This is a genomic window from Billgrantia gudaonensis, assembly GCF_900100195.1.
Lineage (GTDB): Bacteria > Pseudomonadota > Gammaproteobacteria > Pseudomonadales > Halomonadaceae > Halomonas > Halomonas gudaonensis.
The window spans coordinates 46,724-57,429 of the sequence record NZ_FNES01000021.1; the positions used below are offsets into that span (position 1 = coordinate 46,724).

The following is a 10,706-nucleotide window of genomic DNA, read 5'->3' on the forward strand; positions in this document are numbered from 1 at the left end:
CATGGCCGAGATTCCCGGATTCATCGCCGTCGAGACCGGAGACGACGGAGAACTTCCGTTGGCCATCGCCTGGGTGCTGCCCGATGGGCGCATCAAGCATACCCTCATTCAGCCCGACGAAGACTGGCTGGACGAGGAGATGAACGCCCTGAACGGCTACAGTCTGGAAGAGCTTGCCAGCCTCGGCGTGAGTCCGCTGGACGTGATCCGCGAGCTGGAAAGCGATCACTTCAATGCCACCCTGTTCACGGCCGGCTTGAACGACGACGAAGCCGCCCTGTCACGTCTCTTCGATACCTATGGCATCGACCCCTTCGTCGAACTGGCACCGGCCGACAGCCTCTACCCGGACTTGCCCAGCGGCGAATGGACCCGTGCCCGCGGCGAGCTGTTCGGCGAGCTGGGCCTGGAACCGCTGCGCCCCGAGCACGAGGTGGAAGTGATGCTGCACCTCCACCAGCGGCTGGCCATGGATCAGCCCTGAGATCGCTCGCCCTTCACCCACTGGCGTACCCGTGCGACGATTCCCGCCACCGAGGGCAACGTCAGCGTGGCGGCCCGCCCCAAGGGAATGAAACTGTCCTCGGCGGTGAGCCGGGCCAGCCGTTCGCCGGCCACCCCACGCTCGACCAGCGCCGTGATCACCTCCTCGCTCAACGACCCGCTGCGACGACATTCGTCCACCACTAGGATGCGCTCGCACCCGACCACGGCGCGATGCACGGCATCGTGATCGATGGCGGTGAGCCAGCGCAGGTCGATGATGCGCAATTCGATGCCTTCGTCGGCCAGCTGGGCTGCCGCCTGGCGCGACAGGTAGACGCCGTTGCCGTAGGTGACGATGGCCAGCTCGTCCCCCTCGCCCCACTGGCCGAGCGCCCCCACCGGCAGACGATGCTGCGGCCCCGGATCGGCGAAGCACCAGCCCTGATCGCCCTCGGCGAGCAGATCGCGCTGATGGTAGAGGGCGATCGGCTCGAGCATCACCACCACCCGCTGCTCCTCGTCGGCCAGGCGCACGGCTTCCTGTAGCAGGCCCACGGCATCCGCGGCGTTCGATGGGCAGGCCACCAACAGCCCTGGAATGTCGCGCAGCACGCCAATGGCGTTGTCGTTGTGGAAGTGGCCGCCGAACCCCTTCTGGTAGCCGAGCCCGGCGATGCGCACCACCATGGGATTGGCATACTGGCCATTGGAGAAGAAGCTGAGCGTGGCCGCCTCGCCACGCAGTTGATCCTCGGCGTTGTGCAGGTAGGCGAGGAACTGGATCTCGAGGATCGGCACCAGGCCGTGGTGGGCCAGGCCGATGCCGAGCCCCAGGATGCTCTGTTCGTCCAGTAGCGAGTCGATCACCCGGTGCGCGCCGAAGCGCGCCTGCAACTTCTGGGTCACCCCGTAGACGCCACCCTTGCGGCCGATGTCCTGGCCCGCCATCACCAGTTCCGGGTGGCATTGCATCAGGCGCTGCAGCGCCTGATTGAGGCCTTTGGCCATGGGCACCGGGGCCGCCTCCATTTCGCCCTGCCAGTCGCGAGCGCGGCTAGGCCGCCGCGGCGGCACGATGCTCGCCATCACCTGCTCGGCGGTTTCCAGCCGAGGCCGACGAATGGCCCGCTCGCCCAGCTCGGCGATGCGCTGGCTCATGGCATGATAGCGCGTGGCGATCTGCTCACGGTCGAGCACGCCGTGGCGGCGCAACAGACCGGCGCTGATCAGCAGCGGATCGCGGGCTTCGCTAGCCTCGATCTGCGTCGAGCTCAGATAGGCCTGCTGGGCATCGGACCCGGCATGACCGAAGAGCCGCACGCAGCGCATGTGGAGGAACACCGGCTGCCGGCGCGAGCGCGCCAGTCGCACCGCCTGGCGGGCGGTCTGCCAGGTATCGATCAGATCACAGCCATCGCAGGCCAGATAGAGGAAGCCAGGGCGGCCTTGCATGTTCGCTTCGATCCACCCATCGGGCGTGGGTGTGGAAATGCCGATGCCGTTGTCCTCGCACACCAGTATCAGCGGCATGGGCACGTTCTGGTATGCCGCCCAGCCGGCCGCGTTGAGCGCCCCCTGGGCGGTGGAGTGGTTGAAGGAGGCATCGCCGAAGCTGCACAGCACCACGCTGTCGTCAGGCGTCTCGCCCGCGACGCCGAGACGCCGGGCGAGGCCCAGGCCGTAGGCCGCTCCCATCGCCTTGGGCAAATGCGAGGCAATAGTGCTGGTTTGCGGCGGTATGGCCAGTGCTTTCGATCCCAGCACCTTGTGGCGTCCGCCCGAAATGGGATCTTCCGCCGAGGCGACGAAGCTCAGCAGTAGATCCCAAAGCGGGGTCTGGTCGGGCACCTGGCGGCTGCGCTGGATCATGAAGGCGGCATCGCGGTAGTGCAGGAAGGCGGGATCGGTAGGCCGCAAGGCGGCAGCGATGGCCGCGTTGCCCTCGTGCCCGGCACTGCCGATGGTGTAGAAGGCTTCGCCCCTTGCCTGGAGGCGTCGTGCATGCAGATCCAGATGTCGGCTCGCCAGCTGCGAGTCGAACAGCTCGATCAGCCCCTCGGGGTCGAGACCGACCGACTCGAGCGCCCACTGGTGCGGCGGTTGCGGCCAGGCGTCGTTGCTCAGGGCTTCCAGAAAGCGATTCTCCTGGGGGAGTGGTTCGACCACGGTGTCGGCCTCCGACGGCAAGAGTGGGCGGGATGCCGAACAGCCTACCGTGACGGCACCGTGCGGTCATCAAGCAAGGCGCTTCGGCAGTTGCTAAGCTAGTGACTTCTTCGGGAATTCGTCGCATGTCCCGGTCGTATTGCCGGCAAGGAGCCACTCTCTTGGCAACATTCATCGTCGATCTACTCTCTGCCAGCCGCACGGAAACGCGGCCGTTGATCCGCCTCGCCCTGCCCATCTGCGGCGCCCAGCTGGCGCAGGCGGGCATGAGCGTCGTCGACGTGATGATGACGGGGCGCCTGAGCGCCACCGACCTGGCGGCCGTCTCGGTGGGCTCGAGCCTGTGGATGCCGCTGATGCTGTTCATGACCGGCACCTTGATGGGGCTCACCCCCATCGTCGCCCAACTGCTCGGCGGCGGCCGCACGCCGCGCATCCGGCCCAACGTGCACCAGGCGCTATGGGTGGCACTGGCGCTGGGCGTCATCGCGGCCTTGCTGCTGTGGTTGGCGGTGATGCCGATCTTTCGCCTGATGGCCGTTCCCGCCCCGGTCGCCGAGCGCGCGGCGGCTTACCTGGCCGCCGTGGCGCTGGGGATGCCGGGCGTCGCCCTGTTCCAGGCCTTGCGCGCTTTCTCGGATGGCATGAACCACACCCGGCCATCGCTGTGGATCAGCCTGGTGGGGCTGGCCGTGAACGTTCCCAGCAACTTCGTGCTGATCTATGGCGGCGAAGGCCTCACCGGCCTGTTCGGCGATTGGCTGCCGGGCTGGCTCCAGGCGCTGCCGGCGCTCGGCGCGCTGGGCTGCGGCCTGGCCACCGCGCTCTCCTTCTGGGTCATGGGCCTGGCCATGGCGGTCTACACCCATCGCTCGCCGGCCTATGGCGATGTCGGCCTGTGGCACACGCCCACGCCCCCGCAAGGCCGGATGATCGGCGAACTGCTCTACGTCGGGGTGCCCATCGGGGTGGCCATCTTCGTCGAGGTGACGCTGTTCACGCTGATCGCCCTGTTCATCGCCAGCCTCGGAGAAATCACCGTGGCCGCCCATCAAGTGGCACTGAACTACACCTCGATTCTCTTCATGCTGCCGCTGTCACTGAGCATGGCGCTCACCGTCAGGGTCGGCAACACGCTCGGCCAACGGCGACTTGACCATGCCCGGCTGGTGGCGTGGAACGGGATCGCGCTGTGCCTGCTGGTGGCGGTGCTCAACAGCACCCTGCTGTGGCTGACCGCCGAGCCGATCATCGCCCTCTACACCCATGACGTGGCCGTGCAACGCCTGACTCTCTCGCTGGTCGTACTGGCCATGATCTTTCAGGTCTCGGATTCGCTTCAGGTCAACCTGGCCGGCGCGCTGCGCGGCTACAAGGACACGCGAGTCGTCATGGTGATCACCTTGATCGCCTACTGGCTCGTCGGCCTGGGGGGCGGCCACGGGCTCGGCGAATACGGCCTGTTCGGCCTCGTCGAGCCCATGGGCGTGCATGGCTACTGGGTGGGCCTGATCGCCGGCCTGACCGCCGCCGCCCTGCTGCTCGGCGAACGCCTGCGGCGGGTCGCTAAAGGAGTGGCGAATGGTAGCCACGCTGTCCCTTACGGTTAGGTGGCGCCGCCTGGGCGCCGTTGCGCTCGTCATCCTCCTGGGGTTGGCGGGCTGTGGCGGGAGCGGCGAGGGCGACGCCATGCTTCGCGACTATCAACGCCAGTTGGCCGAAGCGCTCGATCTGCCGGCCCCTGAGCCCGAGCCGCCGGGCAACATCGGCGCGTTCCCCGAACGCCAGGCGCGGCTGTTCGAGGTGTCCGAAACGCGCGAGGGTCTGCTAGACGTCTATGCCCTGCGCGAATGCCACATCACCAATCTGGTCGCCGCGCGCAACAATCAGCTCGGCCGCGTAGCGCCACCCAGCCAGCGCTGGATCTACGAGCTGAAGCTATGGCGCCGCCTCGACGCCTGCCGGGACAGCGAGGTGGCCGAACGGCTGGCCGAAGACGACCGGGCACGACTGGAGCGCATCACCCGCCGCAAGACCCGACAGCTGCCGCTGGTGAGCTGGAACAGCCTGTTCGATTCCGAAGAGTGGACCGGCAACTTCTCCCGAGCGAGTTCCGCCCTGGAACCGAGCGATACCGATCCCCTGGACGCTCAGTTGGAAGCGCTACGCTGGCTGCGTCGCGCCACTCTCAATCAGTTCGAGCCCGACTGGACGCCGGAGTCCTCGACGCTGGAGGGCCACCTCAAGGCGCTTCGCGCACGGCCTCTCACCGCCGAGCTGCTGAGGGCGCTGCTCCTTGCCGAGCAGCGCCTGAGCGAAGCCAACGCGCTGCTCGTCCACCGGCTCGACGACAGCGATGCATGCGCCTCTCTCGACGAGCCGGGTCCGAGCTTGAAAAGCCGCTTTCAGGACCGCCCTGCACGGCAGTGGCTGTCACGCCTGGAGATGCTGGCCGAGCGCTGGTTGACTGCGGTCGATGCTCTTATGGCAAGCCACGTCTCCCCTCCCGACGCCGTTGCCGAATACCGTCATCGCTGGCTCTCGCTCGACAATCCCGTGGCGCCGCTGCCCGCCTATCGTTCGGCGCTCGCTGCCCACGGCCGACACTGGCAGCGGTTGGCCGAGCGCTGCTCGTGAAAATCGCACTTGGAGACTTAACTTGTGCCTCGCCTCTGTGCTATTGGTGGAAGCGACAGGCCGGGATCCGCCGCGAGCCGCGTCACACGCCGTGACCACGCAGAACCTGGAGGGAGATCATGGGCATTTCACTGTCATCCCGCCCTGCCCAGGTCATCGACCTGGAAACGATGCGCCAGCGGCACAAGGCCAAGCAGCGCCTGATTCGGCTCGCTCCCGAGCTCGACGGCCTGGAAATGGTCTACCAGCTGGCCTCCGATCCCGACGCCTACTATGGCATGCCGATCATGGCCTGGGGGCTACGCGAGGATGGGGACGTCGTCGGGCTGGTACCCTGGATGGAGGCATTGACGCCGTGCCATCGACTGGACGATCCGGAGCAGGGCCGATTCGTCGGCTACCGTGACCCGGAGACCGAGGAGCTGCTGGAGTCGGCGCCACCCCACAAGGCATTGGAGCTCGAACACGCCGCCGCCTACTTCGACTACGAAGAAACCCGCGAGGTCACGCTGATTCAGCAGTTGCCCGATACGCTGGGCACTCATGCCCTGTGCATCGACGACACCCAAGGGCCCTGGCAACTGAAGCAGGTGTTCGGCTGGCGGCTCTACAGCGACGGCAACATCGAGGCTCTGCTCGCCGACGAATCGCGGGTCGAATCCACGCCCATTCTGCCGGGCGACGACTGCCTTTATCCCGGCCGCAGCCGCCATCGACTGGTCTACTTCTTCCAGCGGCGCATCGCCAATCGCATTCGTGAGCAGGATCCCACCACCCTGGAGGCCCTGGCGCTCATGGTGATCCCCCACGAACCGATGGAGCAGCGATGACGCCACGCCGCTCGCCATCCGGGCGAGAACTGGGAGGCCTCAAGCCAAGCGGATAAAGTATAGGAAAAGACCGCCCGACTCCTGCTGTTGCACCAGTTCGTGGCCAAGGAAGTGGCAGAATTTGGGGACATCGCGGGTAGTGGCCGGATCGGTTGCCACCACCTTGAGCACATCGCCGGATGCCATGTCCCTGACCTTGTTATGCATCAGCATGATCGGCTCCGGACAGTAGAGTCCGGTCGTATCCAGTTCGACCTGGAAGTCGGGTGGGGTGTCGGCGGTATCAACCATCGAAAACCTCGGTGTAGGGAGCAGCTCTGATGATCAAGATCATTATCGAACGTCGTATCATGCCCGGCCTGGAAGAGGAATACGAGCAAGCCGCACGTGAAGCAATGCGCTGGTCGTTGGGCGCCAGAGGCTTCGTCGGCGGCGAAACCCTCGTCGAACTGGGGCACAGCGACCGCCGCCTGATGATCACCAAGTGGCGCGACATGCGCGCCTGGAAGGAATGGTACCGCAGCGAGGAGCGTAACCGTGTCATGCAGCGCATTTGGCCACTGCTGACCGAGGACGAGGTCATCCGCGCCTACGAGCCCTCATACTGACGGCGCCGCCGCCTGCGAAACGCCGACGACTCAATCCAGCAGCCTGACGTGGACGGTCACTTCCTCACGATCGTGGTACAAATGCCGGCAGCGAATCTCGCCTCTCACGCCGGCATCGTCCAGCGCGCCCTCGAGCCCGGCCAGACAGCGTGACACCGTCTCCCAGCGGCGCTTCATGGGTAGCTTCAGGTTGAACACCGCCTCACGACACCAGCGCCTGACGAGCCAGCGCTCGACCATGGCCACCACACGAGCCGGCTTGTCGACGATATCGCAGACCAGCCAATCCAATCGGCATGGCGGCTCCCAGACGAAACCGTCTTCCCGCAGATGCTCGACCATTCCCGACGCCATCAGGCCCTTGTCCATGGGCCCGTTGTCGATGGCGAAGACATGCATGCCACAACGCACCAGCTGCCAGGTCCACCCTCCCGGCGCCGCTCCCAGATCGGCGGCCTGCATCCCTTCCGCCAGCCGGTCCGGCCACTCATCGCGCGGCACGAATTCGTGCCAAGCCTCTTCCAGCTTCAGCGTCGAACGGCTTGGCGCACCCCGGGGAAACTTCAGCCGGCGAATCCCGCCGGGCAATTCACTTCGATTGCCGGGAAAACTCATTCCCAGTTGAACGCGCTCTCCATCATGCCAGCATAGGTGCAAGCGGCGCCCACCCGCCTTGCGCCGCAATGCCCCGCGTTTCTTGAGCAACGACTCGAGCGGACGCGCCAGGGCCCTGATCAAGCCAGCCAGCGCCTTGCCTTCGTTGGTGTCGGGCGTCTCCTGCCAAACAGTCTCGAAGCTCCATCCGCTCGCAACCACCTGCTCGATGATGGGCGTCAGTCGATCTTCGCGCGACAGGCACAGCGGCGGCAGGCTCACCAGGCTCTGGCGCGCAAACACCAGGCCGGCCAGGCGCAGCTGGCGATGGAGCTCATTGGCAGGCAGGTCCCCATCGACAGGAAAGTCCACGCAACCGATCAGCGCCTCCGGCGTTCCTGTCCACCCGAGACCATCGGCACGTTCCGCCACTTCCGATGCCAGGTCGGCCTCGAACCCGGGGCGGCAATACAAGAGCAGTCGATCGGGCTCGAGGGTGGCCTTCTTCCGCGTCGCTGTCGGCATCAGGCACCCTCCTCGCTACTATCGTCTCGCGCTTTCGAGGCCCGCTCACGGGCCCCACCCAGCGCCTCTATGTCCTGAAGCTGCACGTTGAGCGCGTTGGTCGACAACATCACTTCCCAAAGCGAATAGATCAACGAAATGGACAGCGTGACCAGGCTGATACCGAACAGCACCATGCCCAGCAGCTCCAGAGCCAGAAAGAGCGAAAACATGGACAGGGTGCAAAGCAAGAAACTCAGCACACCGGCCACTTGCATGCGCTTGGTGAGCGAGATGCGTTTGCGCAGCATCAAAATCTGGCGTGCCGCCACATCGTGATGCTGATCCCGCTCCTCGTCGGCCAGCTTACGAATCAACTGCGCCAACACCAGGAATCGGTTGGTATAGGCGAGCAATAACAGCGAAATGGCGGGAAACAGTAGTGCTGGCGTCGTCAGGGTCACGATCGAGGGGCTCCATCGGGGCTTGACCGCCATGATACCAGTGCACGTCCCCACACGTCCTCCGCCCCGCACCGTCCTAACATCGTTAATTAAATTATCTTAATGAAATATTTTGGTGCACGCTTTTTGGCATTTTTAAAGGGATTTCGCCTCATATCTATGTCTAATCTCCGCATGGGCTATGCGATTGCTGCATTATGGTGCACTGCTATATAGTGGCTTCACCTTCGACATCCTCCCGGCGACGCTCACCCATCGCCATCACCATCATGCGAGATCGCCCATGCCATACGTTCACGACACCCTTGCGCGCCTCGAGAAGAGCAGCCCTGCACAAACCGAGTTCTACCAGGCCGCCGAGGAGGTCCTGGAGTGTCTGCGACCGCTGTTCGAGCGCAGTCCCTACTACCATGACCACAGCATCATCGAGCGCATCGTAGAGCCCGAACGCCAGATCCTGTTCCGCGTCTGCTGGACCGACGATGCCGGCCAGGTTCAGGTCAACAAGGGATTTCGCATCCAATTCAACTCGGCACTGGGCCCCTACAAAGGCGGCCTGCGCTTTCACCCCAGCGTGACCGCGGGAATCATCAAGTTCCTGGGCTTCGAACAGATCTTCAAGAATGCCTTGACCGGACTACCGATCGGCGGCGGCAAGGGAGGCTCGGACTTCGACCCCAAGGGGAAATCCGATGGCGAGATCATGCGTTTCTGTCAGGCCTTCATGACCGAACTCTATCGCCACATCGGCCCTACCACGGACGTACCCGCCGGCGATATCGGCGTTGGCACTCGCGAGATCGGCTACCTCTACGGCCAGTACAAGCGCCTTACAGGACGCTACGAAGGCATTCTTACCGGCAAGGGGCTCGACTGGGGCGGTTCCATCGGCCGCAAGGAAGCCACCGGCTATGGAGCGGTCTACTTCGCCGAGAACATGCTGGAGGCTCGCGGCGAAACGCTGGAAGGCAAGGTCTGCCTGATATCCGGTGCCGGCAACGTGGCCATCTACACCATCGAAAAGCTCTACGAGCTGAATGCACTTCCCGTGACCTGCTCCGATTCTCGCGGCACCCTGCACGACCCTCGTGGCATCGACCTGGCGCTGCTCAAGGAACTCAAGGAGATCGAGCGAGTTTCCTTGGAGGCCTATCTCGAACGGCATCCCGAGGCGAGCTACATCCCCACTGCCGACTATCCTTCCGATGGTCACGCGGTTTGGCGCATCAAGGGCGACGTCGCCTTCCCCTGTGCCACTCAGAACGAACTGACGGACACCGATGCAGCAGCCCTACTCGACAACGGCGTCGACTGCATCAGCGAGGGCGCCAACATGCCCTCTACCGCCGAGGCGGTAGACCGCTTCCTCGCGGCGAAAATCGCTTATGGCCCCGGCAAGGCGGCCAACGCCGGCGGCGTCGCTACCAGTCAGCTGGAAATGGCCCAGAACGGCAGCATGCAGAAATGGCCGCTGGAAAAGGTCGACGCCAAGCTCAAGGAGATCATGGCTGGCATTCACCGGCAGTGCGCCGATACCGCTGCCGAGTTCGACGACCCCACCAACCTGGTACTGGGAGCCAACATAGCCGGCTTCCGCAGGGTCGCCGATGCCATGATCGACCAGGGGGTGGTGTAAGCAACTCGCCATGAAAAAGCCCGGAGCCATTGATGGCTCCGGGCTTTTTCCTTCACGACCCAGCGACGGGAACGACTGCAGGCGCCCCTGGGCAGCGAATGCGTTCACTCGTAAGGCAGGAACCCGCGGCGCGCCTGAGCCTGGCACTGGGCTTCCGAAAGCCGCATCAATCCCTTCCAGAATCGACGCAGGAACGGCTTGGCATCAGGGAGCCAAGAGGATGAATGGTCCCAAACCGTCGGAAAGACTTCTACCTTGTTAGCCATAGTGCACCTCGAATCGCTGTCCATGTTGCAGTGCATTATAACCCAGTATTAGCCTAAAGTCTAACCCCTCCTGTTTTCGCCCCCTCAAACGAGAAAACCCCGAACACGAGGTGTCCGGGGTGTTTGGCATGAGTGCCTGACGAGGGCCCGGGCGGCGCGACTCGCCCGGGGAGGCCCTTAAACGACGAAACCCCAGCCATTGGCTGGGGTTTCTGAATAAGTGCCTGACGATGACCTACTCTCGCATGGGGAGACCCCACACTACCATCGGCGCTGAGCGGTTTCACTGCTGAGTTCGGCATGGGATCAGGTGGTTCCCACTCGCTATGGTCGTCAGGCGAAACACCGTGAATCATGCCGACCAACGTCTCATCGTATCCGTCAATCGTGCGCGTCATGCGCAGACCCCTTGGGGTTATATGGTCAAGCCTCACGGGCCATTAGTACCGGTTAGCTCAACGCCTTGCAGCGCGTCCACACCCGGCCTATCAACCAGCTGGTCTTGCTGGGCCCTT

Annotated in this window: 10 protein-coding genes and 2 rRNA genes; 6 read left to right on the forward strand and 6 right to left on the reverse strand. The window is 64.3% G+C overall.

Annotation, left to right across the window (positions count from 1 at the left end; all coding sequences use genetic code 11):
- Position 1: 1 nt before the first annotated feature.
- Positions 2 to 484 carry a hypothetical protein gene (locus tag BLP96_RS18170; RefSeq protein ID WP_089688960.1) on the forward strand — a complete coding sequence of 161 codons (483 nt, stop codon included), beginning with the start codon at positions 2 to 4 and terminating at the stop codon, positions 482 to 484.
- Here the strand turns inward: BLP96_RS18170 and BLP96_RS18175 are convergent.
- Complete coding sequence (locus tag BLP96_RS18175; RefSeq protein WP_089688961.1) at positions 475 to 2,652, reverse strand: thiamine pyrophosphate-dependent enzyme; 2,178 nt, start codon at positions 2,650 to 2,652, stop codon at positions 475 to 477. The genes BLP96_RS18170 and BLP96_RS18175 overlap by 10 nt on opposite strands.
- Positions 2,653 to 2,813: 161 nt before the next feature.
- Between BLP96_RS18175 and BLP96_RS18180 the strand changes: the two genes are divergently transcribed.
- From BLP96_RS18180 to BLP96_RS18190, 3 genes are all read left to right on the forward strand, one after another.
- Entirely contained in the window at positions 2,814 to 4,262 is a 1,449-nt protein-coding gene (locus BLP96_RS18180; RefSeq protein ID WP_245682311.1) for an MATE family efflux transporter, read from the forward strand.
- Positions 4,234 to 5,289, forward strand: coding sequence for a DUF3080 family protein (locus tag BLP96_RS18185; protein WP_089688963.1), 1,056 nt, complete (start codon positions 4,234 to 4,236; stop codon positions 5,287 to 5,289). The genes BLP96_RS18180 and BLP96_RS18185 overlap by 29 nt, the downstream gene beginning before the upstream one ends.
- 119 nt (positions 5,290 to 5,408) lie before the next feature.
- Entirely contained in the window at positions 5,409 to 6,119 is a 711-nt protein-coding gene (locus BLP96_RS18190; RefSeq protein WP_089688964.1) for a hypothetical protein, read from the forward strand.
- Positions 6,120 to 6,158: 39 nt separating this feature from the next.
- On the opposite strand, the gene tusA is transcribed toward BLP96_RS18190, so the two are convergent.
- Complete coding sequence (gene tusA / locus BLP96_RS18195; RefSeq protein WP_089688965.1) at positions 6,159 to 6,410, reverse strand: sulfurtransferase TusA; 252 nt, start codon at positions 6,408 to 6,410, stop codon at positions 6,159 to 6,161.
- 29 nt (positions 6,411 to 6,439) lie between these two features.
- Here tusA and BLP96_RS18200 point away from each other — a divergent pair, with 29 nt between their 5' ends.
- On the forward strand, positions 6,440 to 6,727 hold the full coding sequence (locus BLP96_RS18200; protein ID WP_089688966.1) for an antibiotic biosynthesis monooxygenase family protein: 288 nt from the start codon (positions 6,440 to 6,442) through the stop codon (positions 6,725 to 6,727).
- Positions 6,728 to 6,757: 30 nt separating this feature from the next.
- Here BLP96_RS18200 and rlmM read toward each other — a convergent pair whose 3' ends face one another.
- On the reverse strand, positions 6,758 to 7,846 hold the full coding sequence (gene rlmM / locus BLP96_RS18205; RefSeq protein ID WP_089688967.1) for a 23S rRNA (cytidine(2498)-2'-O)-methyltransferase RlmM: 1,089 nt from the start codon (positions 7,844 to 7,846) through the stop codon (positions 6,758 to 6,760).
- The gene (locus BLP96_RS18210; protein ID WP_089688971.1) at positions 7,846 to 8,289 is read right to left on the reverse strand and encodes a DUF2721 domain-containing protein; all 444 of its coding nucleotides are present in this window, start codon (positions 8,287 to 8,289) and stop codon (positions 7,846 to 7,848) included. The genes rlmM and BLP96_RS18210 overlap by 1 nt, the downstream gene beginning before the upstream one ends.
- Before the next feature lie 283 nt (positions 8,290 to 8,572).
- On the opposite strand from BLP96_RS18210, the gene gdhA reads away from it, so the two are divergent.
- Positions 8,573 to 9,925 carry an NADP-specific glutamate dehydrogenase gene (gene gdhA, locus BLP96_RS18215; RefSeq protein ID WP_089688968.1) on the forward strand — a complete coding sequence of 451 codons (1,353 nt, stop codon included), beginning with the start codon at positions 8,573 to 8,575 and terminating at the stop codon, positions 9,923 to 9,925.
- 488 nt (positions 9,926 to 10,413) lie between these two features.
- On the opposite strand, the gene rrf is transcribed toward gdhA, so the two are convergent.
- Both rrf and BLP96_RS18230 read right to left on the reverse strand, forming a co-directional pair.
- Positions 10,414 to 10,529 (reverse strand): 5S ribosomal RNA (gene rrf / locus BLP96_RS18225).
- A gap of 81 nt (positions 10,530 to 10,610) precedes the next feature.
- Positions 10,611 to 10,706, reverse strand: a 23S ribosomal RNA gene (locus BLP96_RS18230); the annotation flags it as partial.